Annotated in this window: 21 protein-coding genes; 12 read left to right on the top strand and 9 right to left on the bottom strand. The window is 64.2% G+C overall.

Annotated features, from left to right (window positions below):
• Positions 1 to 47: 47 nt before the first annotated feature.
• From RA302_RS17140 to RA302_RS17110, 7 genes are all read left to right on the top strand, one after another.
• Entirely contained in the window at positions 48 to 485 is a 438-nt protein-coding gene (locus tag RA302_RS17140; protein WP_003941701.1) for an SRPBCC family protein, read from the top strand.
• Positions 486 to 1736 (top strand): ArsA-related P-loop ATPase, encoded by a 1251-nt coding sequence (locus RA302_RS17135; RefSeq protein WP_007730068.1) that lies wholly within the window; start codon positions 486 to 488, stop codon positions 1734 to 1736.
• Positions 1733 to 2128 carry a hypothetical protein gene (locus tag RA302_RS17130; RefSeq protein WP_042453569.1) on the top strand — a complete coding sequence of 132 codons (396 nt, stop codon included), beginning with the start codon at positions 1733 to 1735 and terminating at the stop codon, positions 2126 to 2128. Before RA302_RS17135 ends, RA302_RS17130 begins: the two co-directional genes overlap by 4 nt.
• 124 nt (positions 2129 to 2252) lie before the next feature.
• Entirely contained in the window at positions 2253 to 3293 is a 1041-nt protein-coding gene (locus RA302_RS17125; protein ID WP_020969875.1) for an ROK family protein, read from the top strand.
• Positions 3294 to 3387: 94 nt separating this feature from the next.
• Positions 3388 to 4194, top strand: coding sequence for a lysophospholipid acyltransferase family protein (locus tag RA302_RS17120; RefSeq protein ID WP_003941692.1), 807 nt, complete (start codon positions 3388 to 3390; stop codon positions 4192 to 4194).
• Between the two features lie 66 nt (positions 4195 to 4260).
• On the top strand, positions 4261 to 4752 hold the full coding sequence (locus tag RA302_RS17115) for a polyadenylate-specific 3'-exoribonuclease AS (protein WP_003941683.1): 492 nt from the start codon (positions 4261 to 4263) through the stop codon (positions 4750 to 4752).
• 90 nt (positions 4753 to 4842) lie between these two features.
• Positions 4843 to 6228, top strand: coding sequence for a 3-deoxy-7-phosphoheptulonate synthase class II (locus RA302_RS17110; protein WP_007730070.1), 1386 nt, complete (start codon positions 4843 to 4845; stop codon positions 6226 to 6228).
• Between the two features lie 83 nt (positions 6229 to 6311).
• Here the strand turns inward: RA302_RS17110 and RA302_RS17105 are convergent, their stop codons facing one another.
• Positions 6312 to 6740 (bottom strand): protein-tyrosine phosphatase family protein, encoded by a 429-nt coding sequence (locus RA302_RS17105; RefSeq protein WP_003941706.1) that lies wholly within the window; start codon positions 6738 to 6740, stop codon positions 6312 to 6314.
• Between the two features lie 27 nt (positions 6741 to 6767).
• Positions 6768 to 8831 carry a Stk1 family PASTA domain-containing Ser/Thr kinase gene (gene pknB / locus RA302_RS17100; RefSeq protein ID WP_003941667.1) on the bottom strand — a complete coding sequence of 688 codons (2064 nt, stop codon included), beginning with the start codon at positions 8829 to 8831 and terminating at the stop codon, positions 6768 to 6770.
• A 334-nt stretch (positions 8832 to 9165) separates the two neighbouring features.
• On the opposite strand from pknB, the gene RA302_RS17095 reads away from it, so the two are divergent.
• Complete coding sequence (locus RA302_RS17095) at positions 9166 to 9534, top strand: Rv2175c family DNA-binding protein (RefSeq protein ID WP_003941747.1); 369 nt, start codon at positions 9166 to 9168, stop codon at positions 9532 to 9534.
• Between the two features lie 20 nt (positions 9535 to 9554).
• On the opposite strand, the gene RA302_RS17090 is transcribed toward RA302_RS17095, so the two are convergent.
• The 4 genes from RA302_RS17090 to RA302_RS17075 form a co-directional block, all read right to left on the bottom strand.
• The gene (locus RA302_RS17090; RefSeq protein ID WP_070160815.1) at positions 9555 to 10499 is read right to left on the bottom strand and encodes a phytoene/squalene synthase family protein; all 945 of its coding nucleotides are present in this window, start codon (positions 10497 to 10499) and stop codon (positions 9555 to 9557) included.
• A gap of 10 nt (positions 10500 to 10509) precedes the next feature.
• The gene (locus RA302_RS17085; protein ID WP_003941737.1) at positions 10510 to 12087 is read right to left on the bottom strand and encodes an alpha-(1->6)-mannopyranosyltransferase A; all 1578 of its coding nucleotides are present in this window, start codon (positions 12085 to 12087) and stop codon (positions 10510 to 10512) included.
• Between the two features lie 98 nt (positions 12088 to 12185).
• Positions 12186 to 13778, bottom strand: a complete 1593-nt coding sequence (gene crtI, locus RA302_RS17080) for a phytoene desaturase family protein (RefSeq protein ID WP_070160813.1) — start codon at positions 13776 to 13778, stop codon at positions 12186 to 12188.
• Between the two features lie 2 nt (positions 13779 to 13780).
• Positions 13781 to 14920, bottom strand: a complete 1140-nt coding sequence (locus tag RA302_RS17075; RefSeq protein WP_083291516.1) for a polyprenyl synthetase family protein — start codon at positions 14918 to 14920, stop codon at positions 13781 to 13783.
• Between the two features lie 170 nt (positions 14921 to 15090).
• On the opposite strand from RA302_RS17075, the gene RA302_RS17070 reads away from it, so the two are divergent.
• Entirely contained in the window at positions 15091 to 16080 is a 990-nt protein-coding gene (locus RA302_RS17070; RefSeq protein ID WP_003941803.1) for a methylenetetrahydrofolate reductase, read from the top strand.
• A gap of 48 nt (positions 16081 to 16128) precedes the next feature.
• Here the strand turns inward: RA302_RS17070 and RA302_RS17065 are convergent, their stop codons facing one another.
• The 3 genes from RA302_RS17065 to RA302_RS17055 all read right to left on the bottom strand — a co-directional run bounded on the left by RA302_RS17065 (position 16129) and on the right by RA302_RS17055 (position 19194).
• Complete coding sequence (locus RA302_RS17065; protein ID WP_063892119.1) at positions 16129 to 16923, bottom strand: hypothetical protein; 795 nt, start codon at positions 16921 to 16923, stop codon at positions 16129 to 16131.
• Positions 16924 to 16993: 70 nt separating this feature from the next.
• Positions 16994 to 18592, bottom strand: a complete 1599-nt coding sequence (locus RA302_RS17060) for an NAD(P)/FAD-dependent oxidoreductase (RefSeq protein ID WP_003941731.1) — start codon at positions 18590 to 18592, stop codon at positions 16994 to 16996.
• Positions 18589 to 19194 (bottom strand): N-acetyltransferase, encoded by a 606-nt coding sequence (locus RA302_RS17055; RefSeq protein ID WP_054827542.1) that lies wholly within the window; start codon positions 19192 to 19194, stop codon positions 18589 to 18591. The genes RA302_RS17060 and RA302_RS17055 overlap by 4 nt, the downstream gene beginning before the upstream one ends.
• A 147-nt stretch (positions 19195 to 19341) precedes the next feature.
• Between RA302_RS17055 and RA302_RS17050 the strand changes: the two genes are divergently transcribed.
• The 3 genes from RA302_RS17050 (at position 19342) to mraZ (ending at position 21603) form a co-directional block, all read left to right on the top strand.
• Entirely contained in the window at positions 19342 to 19893 is a 552-nt protein-coding gene (locus tag RA302_RS17050) for an SAV_6107 family HEPN domain-containing protein (RefSeq protein ID WP_256261698.1), read from the top strand.
• Positions 19894 to 20130: 237 nt separating this feature from the next.
• On the top strand, positions 20131 to 20577 hold the full coding sequence (locus tag RA302_RS17045; RefSeq protein WP_003941660.1) for a DUF3040 domain-containing protein: 447 nt from the start codon (positions 20131 to 20133) through the stop codon (positions 20575 to 20577).
• A gap of 594 nt (positions 20578 to 21171) precedes the next feature.
• On the top strand, positions 21172 to 21603 hold the full coding sequence (mraZ, locus tag RA302_RS17040; RefSeq protein WP_003941779.1) for a division/cell wall cluster transcriptional repressor MraZ: 432 nt from the start codon (positions 21172 to 21174) through the stop codon (positions 21601 to 21603).
• The last annotated feature ends 120 nt before the right edge of the window (positions 21604 to 21723 follow it).

Raw genomic sequence — 21723 nt, 5'->3', positions numbered from 1 at the left:
CGTTGTGCAGGTTCTGGACTTTTGACGAAGGAAGGTAGCGCAGTCGTATGGCCGAGAAGACCAAGGGGTTGATCAGCATCGACGCTCCTGCCGACGCCGTGATGGACGTCATCGCCGATTTCGAGCGGTACCCCGAGTGGGTGGCCGCGGCGAAGTCCGTCGAGGTGACGGCGCCGGGACAGGGCGGCCGCGCGGACCGAGTACGTTTCGTCCTCGACGCGGGGATGGTGAAGGACACCTACGAACTGCAGTATTCGTGGGCACCGGACGGTATGGCGGTGAGTTGGGAGCTGATCTCGGGCGAGATTCAGAAGTCCCAATTCGGTTCGTACACACTCGAGCCCGGCCCGAACGGCACCACGTCGGTCACCTACGAGTTGACGGTCGACCTGACGATTCCGATGATCGGACTGTTCAAGCGCAAGGCCGAGAAGATCATCACCGACACAGCTCTGAAGGAACTGAAGAAGCGAGTCGAGGGCTGAGTGCCGGAGCAACGATCGCGCGTCCAACTGTTCGTCGGTAAAGGCGGAGTAGGCACGACGACGCTTGCCGCAGCGACTGCTGTGTCGGCTGCGACCGATGGGGCGAGAGTGCTGCTCGTGTCGATCGATCAGGCAGGTTCTCTTGCAGACGTCCTGGGCGTGCCGAATCCGCGAACGACCACATCTCTCACCGAGCGTCTCGACGTCCGGCAACTCGACACGTCAGCGCTCCTCGAGGACAAGTTCCGAGGATTGTCGGGGTTGCTCGACGCTGCAGGAACTTTCGGAGCGGGAGATCACGAACACGGTTCGTCGTTCGAGGGCTTGGAACCGGAAGAGTTGACGGGATCCCTGGGCATCCAAGACATGCTCGGGCTCGCCGAGATCGTCGACCTCTCGGACAGCGGCGACTACGACCTCGTGATCGTGGACTGTCCGGCCGCCGCCGAAGCGCTGCGGATACTCGGCTCGCCGTCGATGGTGTCGGAGTATCTCGAGCGATTGTGGCCGCGGCACAGGCGGATGGTCGCTGTGACAGGTACGGACATGCGGCTGCTCCTGCTCGTGTCCGTCGTCGAACGCGTGCTCGCGTCGGTGGATCGGATCGCGGTTCACCTCTCGGATCGGGAGAACACCGGCGTGCGTGTGGTGACGTCGGCCGACGGCGTGTCGGTCGCGGCGACTCGTCGGACGTTGTCCGGGCTGGCTCTGGCCGGGTTGCGAGTTGACGGGATTGTGGTCAACAACCTTGTCCCGCAGTTCAACTCGTCCGCCGGGAAGGGTGTCGACGATTCACCGGCGGCGCAGTGGCTCGCGTCGATCCGGGCGGCTCAGGCACTCGTCGTGGACGAACTGCGTGGATCAACCGATGGAATGTCCGTCACAACGGTCGAACGCGCTTGCGCCGAACCGGTAGGGTTGGCCGCTCTGGGCGAGATCGCGGCCACGTTCGAGGGTGGAACGGGCACGGATTCGGGCACCGTCGGTACCGCGGACAACATCGTGGTGTCGTTGGAGTCCGGGACCGGAGTCGATTCGGTGTACGTGATGCGGATGTACCTTCCGCTCGTGGATCCGTCGTCGTTGTCGTTGGGCCGGGTGGAGGACGATGTGCTGGTGGGAGCAGACGGCGTACGACGCAGAGTTCGTTTGGCGTCGGTGCTGCGTCGTTGTGTCGTGAACGGGGCGGAGTTGGACGGCAGTTACCTGATCATCCGGTTCAGCCCGGATCCCGCGGTGTGGCCGGTATGAGCGAAGAGCACGAGCGCCTCGTCGCGGAGTTTCGCGCGCTGGCGGAAACCGTTCTGACGCGCCTGGAACCGGTGCTGCAGAAGGCCGCAGCAGCGACGGCAGACGTTGCGAGTGACTCGGCGTCCACGGACACGCAGCCGGTGTTCACCGGCTGCAGCTGGTGCCCGGTGTGCGCCCTCGCCGCACTGGTTCGCGGTGAGCACCACGAACTGTTGGCATTCCTCGCGGGTCAAGCAGCAGCATTCCTTGCGTTGCTTCGTGAGATTCTCGACGAGTTTCTCGGGGGGCCGTCAGGTCCCGATCGTGGACCGGACGGCGGTCCGACGACGCCAGGTGCGGAGCGAACTCGCACGGCGGCATTTGTCCCGATCAACGTGACGGTCAAGGACTGACTCAGTACCCCGGGTAGAGCGAACGGCCCGAGATGAGCACAATCGACACAATGGTCACCGACGCACGAGGCACCGATTCAGGGTGCGCACTCCAGCGGACGCCGCTCGCGCGGGAATCGTCGCGATGAGCGCGCGCCGCTTGAAAGCGGTCTCCGACTCCACCATGGACGACATCTTGACGGTCGGCATCGACGTCGGCGGGACGAGTATCAGGGCCTCCGTCGTGGACGTCGACGGACAAGTGCTCGAGATGATTCAAGCCCCGACCCCGCAGTCGGCCAGGGCACTCGAAGACGGTCTCGATCGCGTCGTGCGCGAATTGGTCACCAGGCACGAGGTATCGGCCGTGGGGTTGGCGGTCGCCGGCTTCATCACCTCCGATCGAAGCTCGGTTCGGTTCGCTCCGCACTTGCCGTGGGTGGACGCGCCGGTCGGAAGTGACTTGAGCAAGCGGCTCGGCTTGCCGGTCGTTCTCGAACACGACGCCAATGCGGCGGCGTTCGCGGAGCACCGATTCGGCGCGGCCGCAGGTGGCCGCAATGTCGTGATGGTGGCGATCGGGACCGGAATCGGTGGAGCGCTGCTGATCAACGGTGAGCTGTACCGGGGGAGTCACGGAGTCGCTCCCGAACTGGGCCACATCCAGGTCGTTCCGGGCGGGCGTCAGTGCGCGTGTGGCAAACGTGGGTGTTGGGAGCGCTATTGCAGCGGAACGGCGCTCGTCGACACGGCAATCGAACTGCTTGCCGCCGACCCGGCCGCGTCGACGGTCCTGGCGCGTGAGGTAGCGGTGGATCCTGGTTCGCTCACCGGTCGCCGGATCGCCAACGCCGCGCAGGACGGTGACCCACTCGCGCTGGCAACGATCGCCGAGTTCACCCGTTGGCTGGCCGTGGGTCTGGCCATGGTCGGTGACGTCTACGATCCCGATCTGGTCGTGATCGCCGGCGGCGTCGCGAGTTCTGCCCCACTGTTTCTCGACGACGCCCGCGAGCAATACGCGACATTGTTGACCGGGGCGAAGCACCGCCCACTGGCCCGCATCCGTTCCGCTCAGCTGGGCGAAGCTGCGGGCATGGTCGGCGCCGCCGCTTTGGCCCGATCGGTAGTGCCTCAGGATCTCGGTGGGGTCGACGGCGCTGGAACCACGTCTGCCGGACTGTGATCGGGTCGATCCTGCAGGGGCGTGTGTAGCGGGGGTTACCGGTCGGCAGTAAGGTCGTACTCAGCGAAATTCAGCTGTGAATGGGAGGGACGCCGTGTGGTATTGGCTCTTCAAGTATGTGTTGCTGGGGCCGATTCTCTGGCTGCTCGGGCGTCCGACGGTCAAGGGTCACGAGAACATTCCGACTGACGGGGCGGCCATTCTGGCCAGCAATCACCAGGCGGTTCTGGACTCGTTCTACCTTCCGCTTCGCGTCAACCGCCGCATCACGTTCCTTGCCAAGAGTGAGTACTTCACCGGTTCCGGTCTGAAGGGCGCTTTCCAGAAGTGGTTCTTCACCGCGGTCGGTCAGGTCCCCATCGACCGAACCGGTGCAGACGCGGCGCAGGATGCACTCAACGCCGGTCTCAAGGTCCTCGGTTCGGGCAGCCTGCTGGGTATCTACCCCGAGGGGACGCGCTCGCCTGACGGTCGCCTCTACAAGGGCAAGACCGGAATGGCGCGCCTCGCACTTGAATCGGGCGTCAAGGTGATCCCGGTAGCGATGGTCGGCACCGACAAGATGAATCCGATCGGCTCACGGATGTGGCGTCCCGCCAAGGTCACCGTGATTGTCGGCGAACCCATCGATTTCTCCCGCTTCGAAGGCATGGGCGGAAACCGCTTCGTCGAGCGCGCTGTGACCGACGAGGTGATGTACAAGTTGATGAAACTCTCCGGCCAGGAGTACGTGGACATCTACGCGGCAAGCCTCAAGAACCAGGCGCCCACGAAACCTGAAGCTGCCGTCGACGTTCCGGCGGAAGGCGGCGAGTCGGTTGTCGATCTCGTGGCCTCGGCCGAGTCGAAGGAATCCGCGAAGTCCGACAAGGATTCGCTCCCGGACGCACAAGCCAGCTAGAGATTTCCCACACCGGCCGCACGCGCATTGGCTCCAGAGCCTGCGCGTGCGGCATAGTTTTCGGACGTGCGCTACTTCTACGACTGTGAATTCATCGAAGACGGTCGAACCATCGATCTCGTGTCCATCGGCGTTGTCTGTGAGGACGGCCGAGAGTATTACGCTGTCTCGACGGAGTTCGATCCCGCCCGTGCCGGAAGTTGGGTGCGCAAGAACGTGCTGCCGAAGTTGCCGCAGCCTTCGTCGCCGCTGTGGAAATCACGCGAGAAGATCCGCGACGATCTTCTGAAATTCTTCGTTCCGCGGCCGATGGTGGTTCCGGAGCTCTGGGCGTGGGTCGCCGCCTACGACCACGTCGCGCTGTGCCAGTTGTGGGGCGATATGACCGAACTACCGCAGTCGATGCCGCGGTACACCCGCGAACTCCGACAGTTCTGGGAAGACAACGGCAGTCCTGCCCTCCCGTCGGCGCCCGCCGACGCACACGACGCACTTGCCGACGCCAGGCACAACCTCGTGAAGTTCGACGCCATTTCGGCTGCACGGTCACTTCGCTGACCCAGGTTTCGGTGCGCGGGAAGTGTTCCGATTGGGCTGCGATCGAGAGCCTGTGTGACGCGCCGACGAGCGAGCGAATATCCTGTAGAGGTGAACTGGACTGTCGACGTGCCGATCGACCGCTTGCCCGAACTCCCGCCGCTGCCTGCCGGACTGCGTAAGCAGCTCGACGAGGCGCTCGCGAAGCCCGCTGCTCAGCAGCCCTCGTGGCCCGCTGACCAGGCGGCCGCCATGCGGACTGTGCTCGAGAGCGTGCCTCCCATCACGGTGGCCAGCGAAGTCGAGGCGCTGCAAGAGCGTCTCGCGCAGGTCGCGCGTGGCGAGGCATTTCTGCTCCAGGGCGGTGACTGCGCCGAGACCTTCGCGGACAACACCGAGCCGCACATCAAGGGAAACATCCGCACGTTGCTGCAGATGGCCGTCGTGCTCACCTACGGTTCCTCGATGCCGGTCGTCAAGGTCGCTCGCATCGCCGGCCAGTACGCCAAACCGCGCTCGGCCGACATCGACTCGTTGGGTCTGAAGTCCTACCGCGGCGACATGATCAACTCGCTCGTCGCCGACGAGGCAGTCCGCGCCCACGATCCTTCGCGACTGGTGCGTGCATACGCCAACGCCAGCGCCGCGATGAACCTGGTTCGCGCACTCACCGGCGCCGGCATGGCCGACCTGCACAAGGTGCACGATTGGAACCGCGAATTCGTCGCAGCGTCTCCCGCGGGCGCACGCTACGAGCAACTGGCAGCCGAGATCGACCGCGGCCTGCAGTTCATGAACGCGTGTGGCGTCACCGATCCGAGCCTGCACCAGGCACAGATCTTTGCCAGCCACGAGGCCCTGGTTCTCGACTACGAGCGCGCGATGCTGCGTCTCGACAACGACAGCGATCACCCCAAGCTCTACGACCTGTCGGCTCACTTCCTCTGGATCGGTGACCGCACTCGTCAGCTCGACGGCGCGCACATCGCCTTCGCCGAGTTGGTGTCCAACCCGATCGGCCTCAAGATCGGCCCGAGCACGACGCCGGAAATGGCGGTGGAATACGTCGAGCGTCTCGACCCCACCAACAAGCCAGGTCGTCTGACTCTGATCTCGCGCATGGGCAACGGCAAGGTCCGCGACCTGCTGCCGGCGATCATCGAGAAGGTCCAAGCCACCGGTCACCAGGTCATCTGGCAGTGCGATCCGATGCACGGCAACACCCACGAAGCCTCCACCGGGTACAAGACGCGCCACTTCGACCGCATCGTCGACGAGGTCCAGGGATTCTTCGAGGTCCACAACGGTCTCGGCACGCATCCGGGTGGCATCCACGTCGAGCTGACCGGTGAGAACGTCACCGAGTGCCTCGGCGGCGCGCAGGACATCTCCGACCTCGATCTCGGCGGTCGCTACGAGACGGCGTGCGACCCCCGATTGAACACCCAACAGTCGTTGGAGCTCGCGTTCCTCGTGGCCGAGATGCTGCGAGGCTGAAACCCTGCTTCGCCGAAGCTGATTCGCGCCGGCATAGATTTTCGGCAAACGCCCTCACCCGCTCGCGCAGGTGGGGGCGTTCGCTATTGCGTGAATCGTGTGACGAATCGGCGCTGCCAGGGCATTTCGACGGCGCGAGGTGAGTAACGTGCGCGAACGTACGCGGTGGCGTCCTTACTGGGCACTCCGTCCATGACGGCAAGAGCGGCCAACGCTGTTCCGGTGCGGCCGTATCCACCACCGCACGCGATCTCGACTCTTTCGGTTTCCGAGCGCACCCACACTTCGTGCAAGGCCCTGCGCAGCGCATCGGGATCGCTCGGCAACCAGAAATCTCGCCAGCGGACCCACTCCGACTCCCACTCGGTGTCGGGAGGTTCTTTACCGGTCAGATAGACGCCGAAGGTGGGGAGAGGTCCCGAAGGAAGTGGATTGCGGAGTCCTCGACCCCGAATCGATCTCCCCGACGGCAAGTCGAGTATCCCAATGCTCTCGGGTTCCCACGTGGCCATGAATTCAGATTAGGCCGAAGCGGACTGTCAGGGAATTGCGACGACGCTGATGTCGGTGCCCTTGGCAACGAGGTCGTTCTTGACGCTCTGGCTGATGATGACCGAGCTGTCGTTCTGGGTGAGCTGACGCACGGTGATCTCGAGGCCGAGGCGGCCGAGTTCTTCGCGTGCTGAGGAGACGGAGCGGCCGATCAGCGAGGGAACCTTGACGGAGTCGGAGATGAGCAGAACCACGGAGGTGCCGGCGTTGACGGAGGACCCGACTGCGGGATCGGTGCCGATCACGCTACCGCCCTCGACGGCGTCGTCGAACGTTGTTCTGGTGGTGCTGACTGAGATGCCTACCTTGTCGAGGGCGGCGCGCGCAGCGTTCTCGGACATGCCCTTCACATCGGGAATGTCCACGGGCGGTGACCCTTTGGATGTGATGACCTTGACCGAGGAGCCCACGGCAACTTCGGTTCCCGGTGCCGGGTCGAGCGCGGCCACGCCGCCGATCGGGATCTTGGAGCTGAATGTGTCCCCGCCGTCGACCGCGACGAGAGTGCGGTCGGCGAGTTGTGCGCCCAGGGCCGAGACGTCGCCGCCGGCCGGAATGGGCGGGACAGTCGGACGCCCGAGCGAAGTCAGCAGCGCGACGGTCGAGCCTTTGGTAACCCTCGAGCCGGAGGCCGGGTCCGTCCCGATCACCGTGTCGATGGGTTGGGCGTCGGAGTACTGACCCTGGACGTCGGGGGAGAGCCCGGCGTCCTGCAGAGCGGTGACCGCAGTGTCCTTGGTCAGCCCGTCGATCGAGGGAACAGCTGTATAGCGGCCCGAGCCCATCCACCATCCGCCGAAGCCCAACGCGAGCGCGAGGACCGCGATGACGAGCAGCCAGATCAGGGTGGCTCGTCGCGATTTGCGTCGTGCCTCGACAAAATGAGCATGCGGATCGTCGTGCCCCGGGTGGTCGTCGCCGAAATCGGAACCGTCGTCGAAATCCGAGTCGCCGTCGACCGTCGCCGGACGAGCAGTTTGTGCGGTGACCGCGCGAGTGTGCTGGATACCGCCAGGGGGAGGAGAGCCCGTGCCGAGCGCCGTGGTGGCTGCCACAGCCGGGGCCACGCCGGACGCCAATACCGTCGTGGCAGCAGGGTTCGGGCGCGCAGCAGAGTTCGGGTGTACCTCCGTGGGAGGCGCAGGCGCCGGTTGTGGCCGGGCCGGGGCAACTTGCGCGCTCTGGTGCTGGGCGCTTCGACGCGGAGCGGGAACGCGGTATGACGGAAGTTCCAGTTGCTCGCTCACACTGCGAAGTGCAGCTGCCATCTCACCGGCGTCGGCGAAACGATGTGCGGGCTCGCGGTGAGTGGCTTCGGCGACCAGACGATCGAACTGCGCCGGTACACCGGGGATACGTGAACCTGGGCGCGGGACATCGTCGTGGATGCGTTGGTAGGCGATGGAGAGTGACGTATCGCCGGTGAACGGTGTTGTACCGGTGAGAAGTTCGAACATCAACACGCCGGTCGAGTAGACGTCGCTTCGAGTGTCGGCAATTCCTGACGTCACCTGTTCCGGCGACAGATAGGCCGCGGTGCCGAGGATCACGCTGTTGGAGGTGGTGGTTGCTGCCGCAGCTGCACGCACCAATCCGAAGTCGGCGATCTTCACTTCGCCGGTGTCCGAGATCAAGATGTTCTCGGGTTTGACGTCACGGTGAACCAGTCCCGCTCGATGCGCCACCGCCAACGCGTCCAGGACAGGTGCCACTACTGCAGCGACTGCGTGTGGCGGCATCGGTCCGCGCTCACGAAGGAGTTCACGCAAGGTTCCACCGTCGACGAGTTCCATCACGAGGAACACGTGATTGCGATCGCTGCCTTGGTCGTAGACGGCCACAAGGGCCGGATGCTTGAGTCGGGCCACGGCCCGGGCCTCGAACTCGAAACGAGTCAGGAACGCTGGATCGCCGGCGAATTGCGGATCCATCACCTTGATCGCGACAGGTCGATCCAACCGTGTATCGAGGCCTCGATACACGGTCGACATACCGCCGCGCGCGATCGGTGCGTCCACTCGATAGCGGCGCTCGAGCATTTCGCCGATCAACCCTCGACCTCCGTAATGACTGTTCCTCCGTGCTTGCGATCTGCGTGCTTGTGATCTGCGTGCTTGTGATCTGTCTGCTTGCGGTCTGGGTGGTAGCTGTCAGCAATGTGGGTGGTTGTATACCGCGTACCGGTTCCCGCAGTGAGGGCACCCATTTACATCCACCGCGAAATCCCGGTTACTGATATGCCGCATCCCGTCCATCGTAGCCAGCGATACCGACGCGGAAGTCTCGAGAACGTCACAGAGCGTTGTGACCTGAGCGGAGCGGCAGTTTCGAGCACTGCACCGGGCGGTACACAGCGGGCTCGCCGGACCGGATAAACTTCTCGCGGTGAGCGCGATTCCTTATTGTGATGATGTCCTGGATTCTTCGGTTTCCCTGTTCCAGCTTGTGGATGTGGCGAAGAACGTCGGGTTGCCGGTGAGCAAGGTTCACCAGTTGCTTCGCGATCACAAGATCATCGCAGTCAAGCGGCATGGCGTTCTCGGTGTCCCCGAAGTGTTCTTCGGCGAGGACGGCCAGATCGTCAAGTGGCTGCCCGGTCTGCTGGCGGTGCTGCACGACGGCGGCTACACCGATGTCGAAATCCTCCGCTGGTTGTTCCTGGCCGACGATTCCCTGCCGGGGCGCCCGGTGGACGCACTGCATGGTGATCTCGCGCGTGAGGTCATCCGCCGCGCACAGGCCATGGCTTTCTGAGCTGCCGGCCTTCTGACAACTCACCGCATGCGGTTTTTCGCCGCGTAGGTTGCCGACCGGACCAGACCCGGCGCAGCGACTCGAAGTCGCGTGCGTCCGGGAACGGACACACGTCGATGCAGTATCCGGAAGTCGGCGCGCTCGACCTGGTCGAGAATTGCTCCGTACAACACGAAAGCCGTGCGGATCGACGGCTGGACCCGTCGGTCGAGCAGCGGGATGCCGGATTCGGCGGTCCGATACCGCCCCCGCGTCACGGCGATGAAGTGTGCCAGCGCGCGCTTCACCCGAACGTCCACCGTTTCGGTTCTTCGCCCATGTTCGAGCATCTCGATGTCGACCCCGAATGCGGCGAACTCGCCCGCCGGTAGATACAGACGTCCCCGGTCGAGGTCTTCACCGACGTCGCGGATGAAGTTGGTCAGCTGAAACGCCTCACCGAGATTCGACGCGGGCACTACCGCTTCCTGCTGCGGAACGCTCACTCCGAGAATCGGGAGCATCTGCAAACCGATGACGACGGCAGAGCCGTACATGTACTCGCTGAGTTCGTCCATCGTGTTGTAAACGGGTCGAAACTTCGCCGTGTCGGGGGCGTCCATCCGCATGGACTCGAAGAAGGCGTCGAAATATGCGCGCGGGATGTCGAACGTCTTCACAGCATCCGCGAAGGCCGGGAGTACGCGTGTCAGGTCGAGGGGAACCGTCGACGGGAAGCCACCTGTCGCAGTGGGGTTGTCGAGTGCGTTGACGGCTGCACGTTCGACGTCGGCGAGCACCGTGCCTCGTTCATGCGGACCCGAGGGTTCGTCCACGATGTCGTCGACGACGCGAGCAAATGCGTAGAGCGCGTGAACTGCGCGGCGTCGAGGTACGGGCAACAACCGGGTGGCCAGAAAGTACGTTCGGCCGTGTTCCCTCGTCACGCCCTCGCAGAATTCATAGGACGCAGGCAGTGCGTTCATGACACGCGGATCACGCAGATCCTGACGTCGAGGGCGCCGAGGCGGCTGACGTCATTTCGATCGGTTTCTCGTGTTTGCGTCCACGAAGTCGCAGTGGGTCTTCCGTCTGCAAGGACATCGCCGCGATCACGGCAGCGACGATGGCCAGAGCCACGTGCGGGAAGGTGTACAGGCCGATCGATCCGTCTGGCTGGAACACCAGCATCAGCCAGGTGGACAGCCCGGTCAGTACGGCGAGAGTCGTCGGCGACATTGCGAAACCGGCAGCTACTGCCAGCGGCCAGGAGTAGTACCAGGGGAGTGCTGCGGGGGACAGAACGACGATGGCGACCATCACGATCACGATGCCCATGACGGCGTCGCGCTCGGTCTTGCGGTAGCGCCACCACACGACGGCGATGATCGCGATCAACACAACCGCCGAGATGGTCCGGGAGACTTCGAGGATGTCGTTGAAATGGTCGCCGGCGAACCAGGAGGTTGCCATGGTTCCGATGTGCGCCACGATCGTGGGCAGCGAGAGCCAGTTGATGATCTTTGCCGAACCGGAGAGTGCCGTCGTCCAGCCGAGGCCGACTCCGGCGATCAGTGAGGTGGATCCGAGTACCGCCACGAACACCGCGAAACCTGCGCCGGCCGTTTTGACGAACGATCGGATCGGTGACGCCGGTTCTCGCCCGGCGGCTGCGGCGTCCTCCCGCTCATGGATCATCCAGATCCAGACTATGAAGGGAAGTGCGACGCCTGCGGTTGCCTTGATCGCGACGGCGAGCGCGATCAGCCCGATCCCGAAGAGGTGCTTGCGTTCGAGAGCGAGCGCAATGCCTGCGGCCATGAGGCCGACCATGAGCATCTCGTTGTGAACGCCGCCGATCAGGTGGATCAGGACGAGGGGATTGAGTACTGCGAGCCACAGGGCGATCGAGGTGTTTCCGCCGAGCTTCGTCGCGAGATGGGGAACGGCCCACATCATCAGGGCGAGTCCGGGGAGCATCGTGATCCGCAACAGCATCGTGCCGGCGATGACGTTCTCACCGGTCAGCCGAACGATGGCGTCGGCAAGGAGAAGGTGAACCGGACCGTACGGGGTAGTTGTCGTCGTCCACACGTTGGAGACGTTGTCGAGCAGGATTCCCGGATTGACGACGGGGCCGACGGCATACGGGTCGAAGCCGTTGCGCAACAACGCGCCTTGCGCCAGGTAGGAGTAGGCGTCACGGCTGAACATGGGCACCGCGAACAGCAGCGGAAACGTCCAGACCGGGACGACGTAGCGCAGGCCGCGCAACGAGACGTCACCGCGCAGAGTCGAGCGGCCCAGTCGAACCCAGGCGGCGATCATGCACAGGACACCGATCCAGACGATGGCCGCCGACAAAATCGATCCGTGTCCGAAACGGAGCCAGGACAGATGCATCGACTCGAGCAGCGGATCTTGGCGCCGGACGCTACCGGCACCGAATCCGCCGAAAGTGATCATGACTGCGCCGAAGAAACCGAGCAGTGCACTGTGACCTTCGGGAGTCCGAAGGAAATTGGCGGCCCTTAGGTGCCACGGTCTTTCAGTGGCTGCGGCAGAGGACGTCATCGGTGCAGGTTCCTCCCCCGAGGAGATCGGTGTCGATCGGCGCATGCAGCGCCCGAGTCGGTGAATCGTGGATGAATGGTCGGTTACGAGGGGCCAGTTTAGTTGCTCGCACGAGTGCCCACCGCGCTGGCTCGCTCGCGTGTACCGGTAATACGTTCGGCGGCGAGCCGTCCGGACAGCAGAACGGTCGGTACTCCCACCCCCGGAACGGTTCCCGATCCGGCGAGAACGACGTTGTCGAAGCCGCGGGCGAGGTTCTTGCGTCGGAACGGCCCCGTCTGGGTGAAGGTGTGTGACGCCGCGAACGGGCTACCCGCGGCCATGCCCTTTTCGAGCCAGGTCTGCGGGGTGTCGACGTGATCGATCTCGAACCCTTCGACCAGTCCCGTGTAGCCACGTTCTTGCAGCGTGAGGATGATTTCGCGCACGTAGGGCGGGCCGAGACTCGACCAGTCGAGCCTTGCACTGTCCAGATTCGGGCACGGCGCGAGGACTGACAGCGGTTCACGGATCCGGCCGTCTCGCGAGAAGGCCAGGCTCGGATCGGTCTGTGCCGGTCGGGTGACGAGCAGTGACGGATCACTCATCAGTCGCCCGCGGCCGCGGCGTGCCGTGATCTCGGCGAAGGTACGCTTCCACGCCTCGCCGAAGTCGATCATGTGGTGTCGCTGCGCGGGCCATTCGTCGGCGACCGCGGAGGAAACAGTGCCGTGAATCACGACAGCGGACGGCGATGTACGCACCGGGCGCGGACGCAATCGCGTATGTGGGCGCAAGAGCGAGTCCGTGACGGCCATGTCGGGAGTGAGGACGGCGGCGTCACAGTCGAAGCGCTCGCCGTCGCGTGTGTGAACGGTGTGCACGCGCCGTCCGCTCACCTCGAGGCGTTCGACAGTGCGGCCGAGATTCAGAATTCCGCCGGCCTCGGTGAAGGCGTCGGCCATCGACTCGGCGATCGTGCGCATCCCGCCCTCGGGGAAGTAGACGCCGAGTGAGGTGTCCATGTGAGCGATCGCCCCGTACACCGCGAGGGCCCGAGACGGAGCAACGCCCGCATACAGCGCTTGGAAGGTGAAGATCCGCCGGAGGCGAGGGTCGCGGATCTTGCGATCCACCTGCGCGCCCAGTCTCCCGAATCCTCCCAGTGCGACGAGCCGGCTCAGATCTTTGACTGCGTCACGCGAATTGACCAGTCCGAGGGGAGAATCGAAGTCGGCGTCCATGAAGCGGTCGAATTCCGCGTCGAAGATACGGTTCAGCCATCGCCGCAACGCACGGTATCGCTGCGCTTCTTCCGGCCCGCAGACACGGGAGACCTCGGCAGCCATGTCTTCTGGATCGGCGTGGACATCGAGAGCGGTGCCGTCTGCGAATCGCGCGTGGTACGTCGGATCGAGCTTGTGCACAACGAATTTGGGGTTTGTCGACGCTGGGTCGGCACCGACGGCGGCAAGCGCGTCTTCGACGAGTTCGGGCATCGTGAGCACCGTTGCGCCGTTGTCGATGCTGTAGTCACTGCCCTGGTAGACACCGACTCGCCCGCCGACCGAGCCGTTGCTCTCGAGGATCGTGACGTCGCGGCCGGCGCCACGCAGATACAACCCCGCAGACAGTCCGGCAAGTCCCGCGCCGACGATCACGACTCGATCGGTCGGCGAGCTGACGGTTCGAGTGCGGTGCACGTCTGCCACGGTCAGTAGCTTCGCTTCGTGGCCGCGATCGCCATATCGGTCAGGCGAGCCTTGGACTCTGCCGTTGCCGTGCTCGAGTCGAGGGCGTTCGCAGCTGCCTCGACGAGGGTGTCGATCTGCGTTTCGACGTCGGTGACGGCGCCAAGATCGGTGATCACCTGACGCAGAGTGTCGACTTCGTTGTCGGTCAACTGGGTGCCGATTCCGTTGCGGAGCAGTTCTGCTGCCGCCGGATCTGCGGCGTCGGCGCGGGCAAGCGCCATCGCGAACAGGACAGTCCGCTTACCGGCGATGAGATCGTCGCCCGACGGTTTGCCCGTGACGGACGGATCTCCGAAGACACCGAGCAGGTCGTCGCGAAGTTGGAAGGCGATACCGATGTCCGTGCCGAAGGTCCGGTAGGCATCGACCAACTCGGCGTCCGCACCGAACAGCGCGGCGCCGAGGTGCAGTGGGCGTTCGATCGTGTACGCGGCGGTCTTGTAGCGGTTGACCCGCATGGCTGCCTCGACGGTCTCGTCGCCTCGGGCTTCGTTGCTGATGTCGAGGAATTGGCCACCGAGCACCTCGGTGCGCATTGCCGACCAGACCGGGCTGACACGTGCGGCCGCCTCGGGGCTGATCCCGGATTCTCGGATCATGTCGTCCGCCCAGGCCAAGGCCAGGTCGCCGAGAAGAATGGCGACGGCCTCGCCGAAGTGCGCGGAATCGCCGCTCCACTCCTCGTCTCGGTGCTGGTTCTCGAATTCGACGTGAACGGTCGGGAAGCCGCGCCTGGTCGTGGATGCGTCGATGATGTCGTCGTGGACGAGCGCGCAGGCCTGCACCAGTTCGAGGGCGGCGCACGCACGAATCACCGCGTCTGCGTTCTTACCGTTCGGGTCGCCTCCGGCGCCGAGCCATCCCGTCCAGGCGAACGACGGTCGGACGCGCTTTCCTCCGCGCAGGACGAAGGCCTCGAGGGTGCTGACGGCCTCCTCGTATCCACCGCCGATGTTCGAGACGAGTTCGCGGCGTGAATCGAAGAAGTCGCGGAGCGCTGCTTCGAACAGACCCGGCAGTTCGAGTGAGGTCGGATGCGGTGCGGTGTTGGTCGAACTCTGTCCAACGCGCGCGGTTCCTGCGGACAGGGTGGCCTCCAAGATCGGTATGTTCTCGCGCCGGAGGGTTACACGGAAGCGAGCTTGGAGCCCAGCTTAGTGGGGGTTGGAATCAACGGCGGGTCGGGCCGTGAACTGCGCGATCCTGACATTCGGGATACGCAGTACTGGGCGATGAGCTTGTTTGCAGCTGGAAAACATATGCTTGACCGGTGACATTCGATCCAGTCAGGGGCCGCTCCAGCGAGGGATGGGCCACCCGAACACCGTCGATCGTCGATCGGATCGCTTCCTCGACAGGTAGCCGTATTCCGTTCTCGGTCGAGTTTTCGCCGCCGCGTGACGCGGACGCCGAAGCGCGCCTGTGGCGTGCGGTGCGTACCTTCGAGCGGCTCGGACCGGCATTCGTCTCGATGACCTACGGCGCAGGTGGCTCGACGCGCGATCGTACGGTGCGTGTCACCGGCGAACTTGCCGAAGAGACGACCCTGCTGCCGGTTGCTCACCTGACTGCTGTCTCACACAGCACCGAAGAGCTTCGCGCCATGGTCGGTGCCTACGCCGATCGTGGGATCAGCAACATCCTCGTATTGCGCGGCGATCCGCCCGGCGATCCGCTCGGCGAATGGAAGAAGCATCCCGAAGGCGTCGAGTACGCCGAGGAACTCGTGCGGATGGTCCGTGACCTGGGCGACTTCCACGTCGGCGTCGCGTCGTTCCCCGAGGGGCACTACCGCGCTCCGGACTTGGCATACGACACGAAGTACCTGGTGTCGAAGTTGCGTGCCGGCGCCGAGTACTCGATCACGCAGATGTTCTTCGACGTGGAGGACTACCTGCGTCTTCGTGACCGGGTGAGTGCGTACGACGCAGAACAGGGCGCCAAGCCGATCATCCCGGAGATCATGCCGGTGACGTCGCTGCGCTCGGTGCGGCGCATGCTCGAGCTCTCGGGCTCGTCGTTGCCCCCCGCTCTCGAGCGTCGATTCGACGCCGCGGCCGGAAGCGGTCCGGACGAGAACCGTGCAGCGGTCCGCGAACTCGGCATCGATCTGGCCACCGAGATGGGTGAGCGGTTGATCGCCGAAGGCGCTCCGTGCCTGCACTTCATCACTTTGAACTTTGCGCGCGCCACCAGTGAGGTCCTCGAGCGACTCGGTCTCACCCCCGACACCTCTGTCGGGACAGCGCAAGCCGTCTGATCCCGGTTGCCCCGCTCGACACCAATCGAGTGGGGCAATCGCCAGGCGCTACTTCGTGGTGTTTTTCGGATTCCTGTTGTCAGCTTGCTTGCTGGCAGGTGATTTCGTGACAGGCGTCTTCATGACCGGTGCTTTCGCGGCGGGCGCGCGCTTGATCGGTGCTCGATTGCGCGCCATCCAGGCCATCGCACCGACGACAATCGCGACACCGAGCGCCAGCCCGGCCATGATTCCTGCCCACCCGGCGAAGCTTCGGGTGCTTGGGTCCGCGTAGTTGACCTCGGCGCGCATTGTCGACACCTCGCCGGCGGGCAAGGTCCACGACACCCGGGAATCGCCGTCTCGTGTTCCGTTGGTCGTGCCGACCCGTGCCGGGAAGGCGATGCTGACCTGGACGTCGGCGCCCTGAGTTGGAACCGTCTTCAGGTCTGCCTTGCCGTCGAGCGTGACGGTGTCCCCGGATCGCTTGAGGGTGATCTGGAACGACCCGGACCCCTCGGCGTACATGGAGCCCAGTTGGGCGACGTCACCGAAGGACAAGTCGCTGAAGAACGCCTGGCTGCCGACGTACCCGTCCTTCTTGTACTCCTGAACCCGTATCTTGTCCTCCAGCGACGAAGGTGGGGTCAGCTGCGGACCCTTGTCCGCCTCGTTCGCCGGAATAGCGGCAGCTACCACCTGTCCGGTCACACGATCGTTCGCGGACACTCCCATCGACACCTGCACGCGGATGCACCCGGCAAGCAAGGGAACAAGCATGAGGGCGAGCGCGGCAACCGTCAGGAAACGTTTCCGACTGGTCGGCTTGGCGGCGGGATCGGTGGACTGTTGCACAGTGGTCATCGTGCCAGCCGTGGCGTAGCCAGTCATCGAGGCGGGGGCGTGTCGGCGGGTGAAGTTCGGCGGGTGACCTTCACGACCTGCTCGAACGACGCATCCAACGACGAGTCGCGCCCCGGCGGCTGTCCGACAGTGCGATTCGAGCCGCACTGCGACCACTGGCTCCGGACACACCGCCACCGGGATGAGTCGATGCTCCGGTCAGATACAACCCGTCTGCTCCCGGAACGCGATGGCCGGACAGTTCCGGAAGCGGTCGCCACAACATCATCTGATCGAGTGACATCTCGACGTGCATGACATTTCCGCCGATCATCCCCAATTCCGACTCGATGTCCCGGGGGGTCTGAATGAACCGGTCGAGGACGGAATCGGCGAACCCGGGTGCGAAAGCCTCCATCTCGCCGACGATCCGGTCGGCCTCCGCCTCGGCGACCGATGCCCAATCGCGATGTCCGCTGAGGCGATACGGTTGCCACTGCGACCACAGTGTCACCTGATGCCGACCGGCCGGGGCGATCGTGGGATCGATTCCGCTGAAACTCATTCCGAGAACCGCAGGGCGAGGAGGAAGTTCCCCCGCCAGTGCTGCGCCGTGTGCAGTGCGCAAGTGTGCGCGATCGGAGACGAGTAATTGCAATCCCGAGGTACTTTCCCGTGTCGTGGCGTCGCCGCGGTACGACGGAAGCGCGGATGTCGCCAGTCGAAGTACCGCGCCGATGCCGGGGCCGACCCTGATTTTCCGCCGCCAGTGATCGAGCGTGGTTCGGTCGAAGCCCCCTCGGCCCAGGAGGTCGAGCGTGGTCAGGATGTGGCACCCGGCGATTACCTTGCGAGCGTGAACTTCTCGACCGCTCTCGGTTGTGGCGGTCCAGTGACTCGAGTTTCGGCGGATCGACGTCACGCCGTCACCGAGCGCGACCGTGGCGCCGTCGACGGCCATCCGGGAGGCCAACGCAGCACTCAGTGCGCCGCTTCCACCGACTGCTCGCCCTGGCGGCAAGATGTGCATGAGGGCCGCGAAGCCGACCATCGGAGCGGTTCCCGGTTCCGACATCGCAGGCCCGGACTGGGCGCCGAACCACGCAAGCGCTGCTTTGAGTGCCTCACTGTCGAAATACTCGTCGAGCAGTGCGTCGCCAGGCGCGAGGAACTGCCGAGACAGTTCGCTGTTGCCGCGTGCGGTGGCGAGACCTCCGAACGCACCGATCAGGTTCGATCCGGTGGGCGGTGCGGAAAACGCTTTCATGACATGTCGACTGCGCTCCGACCAGACCGCGACGAATCGCCGGTAGGAGTCGGCGTCCTTTGTCCCGCATGCTCGTTCGATGGACCAGCAGGTTGCGTCGAGGTCGCGGTGAAACACGATGCCCGGCCCGTCGGTGCCCGGGGCGGGCGGCGCGAACGCCCACGGGTCACAGTCGATGTAGCGCAGTCCGTGCGCGCCGAGTCCGAGTTCCTCGATGATGCCGCTGTGTCGGATCATGAGGTGTGCCGACGACCCCCGGTCCACCTTGTATCCGGGAAATCGCTCGACGGTCGAGACTGCGCCGCCGAGAACCGTGTCCTTCTCCAGAACCTCGACCGACCAACCCTCGCGTGCGAGGTAGGCGGCCGATACGAGCGCGTTGTGTCCGGAGCCGACGACGACGGCGTCGAGAAGTGCGCTCACAGCGGGAGTCCACGGCCGAGGACTGCGAACGGCCGGTTGTCGCCGGCAAAACGAAATCTGCGGAGCACGTCACGAAAGCCGAGGCGACGGTACAGCCGCCAGGCTCGGTTGTCCTCGTCGTACACCTCGGGTGTCGACAACAGAACACTGCGTTCGGGTCGATCGACGAGGAGGTGACGCAAGAGCGATTCGCCCAACCGGTGACCTTGTCCGTTCGGATGCACGTGGAGTTCGGTGAGTTCGAAGTAGTCGCTCAGAATCGCGTCGATCTCGCTCTGGGGACGACCCGAGCGCCGAAGCCCGTGCAGTACCTGTTGATGCCACCACTGGTCCGGGCTCCCGCGATACCCGTAAGCGATCCCCACCAGCGGCAGATTTTCGTGTGACGGTTGCTGAGGAACCGCCAAAGCGCCGACTGCCTTCCAGCCAGGCCGGTTCGCGTGCTCCTGCCACATCGGTGCGCGATGGAACTCGGTTCCTCGCGGATAGTCCATCGCGGTGACGTACACGGCCAGTGCCTCGTGGAGTCGACTCACGAATTCTGCGCGATCGAGGTCGACCGTATGTGGTGTCCAGGCGATCTGCGGGTCGACCGGTCTCACCTCTTCTCTTGACGGCGTGTCGGTGGGTGCAGTTATATTGAATAGGTCGAACAGATGTTCGATGTGGGTGATCCGGAGATGCCCGAAGGGAAGCGGGCATCTCCGGCCCACCTGGTCTTGGATCCTCACGGTGCAGGAGGTGCCCCGATGTCCGAGCGTGTGAAGCCTGAACGTGTGAAGTGCCAACGAACTCTTCCTGCCGAGTTGTCGAGTCCGTCGGATGCCGCAATTTCTCGATTGCCGATGTCGGCGAGGCGGTCCTTCGGCGCGAGGGACGTCAGCGACCGCACTGCTCGAGTGGGAAAGTCCGGTGTGGCGTGGGGGCTGCTCCGGAAGGCGGATGCGCTTCTCGAGGAAGCGATTGGGGCGGGCGATCCTGCCGACCGGTTCCGGTGTGCCTACCTGGCGGCCCTACGTGGTGCCGGGGCAGTGTTGGCCGCAGCTCCTGCCGGTGCCGGCTCGAAGCGCAAGCGAAGCGGAAACGCGTGGGTTCTGATGGACGCCGCAGCGCCCGCGTTCGGAGCGTGGTCGAAGTTCTTCGCAGGGTGGTCCTCTACGCGTGCGGCCGTGGAAACCGGCGTGTCGATCGTGATCACGGACTCCGATTCCGACGCATTCTTCGCCGAGGTCGGCCGTTTTCTCACGGCGGTCGAAGATTTCATCGGTCAGGACGCGTCCGAGCATTTGCGAGCGTCGTGAACAAATGGTCCGTGTCGGCAGTTGTTTCCGGGGAATTTCCTGGTCCGCACAGGCAAATGGAGCCGAATCGGGGCCCTTCGGCACGAATACGTACGCTTGTGGCGGAACTCGTACCCGGAGTTGGTGGTCCGAGACCTAAACTGCTCGTATTATGAAAACAGGTAATCGTCCAACTTGATTACCCGCCGCCTCACACCGTGGGGTGGTTGCCAAACTTCCAGTGCCGGGGGAGGTACCGTGCCACTCTCCGAGCACGAGCAGCGCATGCTCGATCAGATCGAGAGCGCTCTCTATGCCGAAGACCCCAAGTTCGCCTCCAATGTGAGGGGCGGCCGTATGCGGGCGCCATCGAGTAGACGGCGGTTCCAAGCAGCGGCTCTATTCGTGCTGGGTCTGGTCCTGCTGATCGCGGGGGTTGCACTCCCGCTCAAGCCGGGCGGTTTTCCGATCATCAGCCTGTTCGGTTTCTTGTTCATGTTCGGCGCAGGGGTGTTGTTCCTCTGGGGTGGTGGACGTAAGTCTGCGCCGGCCGCCGACTCCGCTTCCGAAGGTGGCAATCATCCCTCCGGTCCGCCGGGTAGGGGTAGTGCCGGCGGATCCGGGCGGGGACGCGGCCGGAAGTCCGGCGGCGGATTCTCGTCGCGGATGGAAGATCGATTCAAACGCAGGTTCGAGCAGGACTAGCTCTCCCGCCCTTCTTCGGGCGTACTTCGAGAGTGATGCAGTTCGGACGTGACGCCCTCTTCAGGGCACGGACGACCACACGTGTGGCGGTCGGCAACCAAGGTTGCCGACCGCCACACGCCGTTGCTGTGGGTGTTGTGCGTGTGCGCCGGCAATCCATCGAGTGAATCAGTGACGTGCGAGCGAATCACTCGCCACTCCTGCTGCCTCAGGGCATGCCCGCGGGCTTCCTCCACTTCGCTCCACTCGGCCCTCCACTTTCCTCCACCCTGGTCGAACTGCAGCGCACGACCAGACCTCGTCCCGCTCACGTCTATTCGAAAACCGCGCTTGTACTGCGATTTTGTGTGGGGGAGCAACAGATCGTGGCGTAAAGGGTCGATCTGACGGCGGTGTGGGCCGGGACACGGTTACAAATTTCCCCCACGTCTCCCCACCTGCGCTGACCTGCTATTTATCAGCAAATGATGCTGAATAGGGACCATGTGCTCCTTGTTTGTGGGGGAAAGTGGGGTACTGTGGGTTCGGGCGGAGAGCTGAAGCACGATCCGCTCGATAGGGAGGGTTTCAGCGCAAGCTCGCAGGAGGTGTCGAGTGTTCCTCGGTACCTTCACGCCGAAGCTCGACGACAAAGGTCGGCTCACGTTGCCGGCAAAGTTCCGAGACGAACTGGCAGGAGGATTGATGATCACCAAGAGTCAGGATCACAGCCTCGCCATCTACCCCCGGGACGAGTTCGTCAAGCTTGCTCGAAAGGCAGCGGCAGCTCCACGCAATGATCCGGCAGCTCGGGCGTATGTCCGTGCCCTGGCCGCCGGCACAGATGAACAGCACGCCGATGCCCAGGGGCGAATCACCCTCTCGGCTGATCATCGGCGTTACGCAAACCTGTCCAAGGAATGCGTAGTGACCGGCTCCGTCGATTACCTCGAGATCTGGGATCTAGCAGCCTGGGAGAGGTATCTCGGAGACAACGAAGAGGACTATTCGCAGGCAACAGGCGAATCTCTCAGCGAGATCGTCTAGGCGAAGAGCCCCCGGCGAATGCCGCGAGGCCTCTGCCCGGAAAGACCCTGACGCACTTCCCCAGCGCCAGGTTCTCCTTCGGGCAGGGACCTCGAAGCATTCGCCTTCTCGAACAGTCAT

Source organism: Rhodococcus sp. DN22 (assembly GCF_036669995.1).
GTDB lineage: Bacteria > Actinomycetota > Actinomycetes > Mycobacteriales > Mycobacteriaceae > Rhodococcus_F > Rhodococcus_F erythropolis.
The sequence above is the reverse complement of the archived record's forward strand: the minus strand, read 5'-3'. Positions and strand labels throughout refer to the sequence as shown.

What these genes read in the sequence shown, in the direction of transcription:
- RA302_RS17125 (WP_020969875.1), top strand. Translation starts at nt 2,253, where the DNA reads ATGAGCGCGCGCCGCTTGAAAGCGGTCTCCGACTCCACCATGGACGAC.
- RA302_RS17130 (WP_042453569.1), top strand. Translation starts at nt 1,733, where the DNA reads ATGAGCGAAGAGCACGAGCGCCTCGTCGCGGAGTTTCGCGCGCTGGCG.
- RA302_RS17105 (WP_003941706.1), bottom strand. Translation starts at nt 6,740, where the DNA reads ATGGCCACGTGGGAACCCGAGAGCATTGGGATACTCGACTTGCCGTCG.
- RA302_RS17140 (WP_003941701.1), top strand. Translation starts at nt 48, where the DNA reads ATGGCCGAGAAGACCAAGGGGTTGATCAGCATCGACGCTCCTGCCGAC.
- RA302_RS17050 (WP_256261698.1), top strand. Translation starts at nt 19,342, where the DNA reads ATGTCCGAGCGTGTGAAGCCTGAACGTGTGAAGTGCCAACGAACTCTT.
- RA302_RS17090 (WP_070160815.1), bottom strand. Translation starts at nt 10,499, where the DNA reads ATGAACGCACTGCCTGCGTCCTATGAATTCTGCGAGGGCGTGACGAGG.
- RA302_RS17085 (WP_003941737.1), bottom strand. Translation starts at nt 12,087, where the DNA reads ATGACGTCCTCTGCCGCAGCCACTGAAAGACCGTGGCACCTAAGGGCC.
- RA302_RS17065 (WP_063892119.1), bottom strand. Translation starts at nt 16,923, where the DNA reads ATGACCACTGTGCAACAGTCCACCGATCCCGCCGCCAAGCCGACCAGT.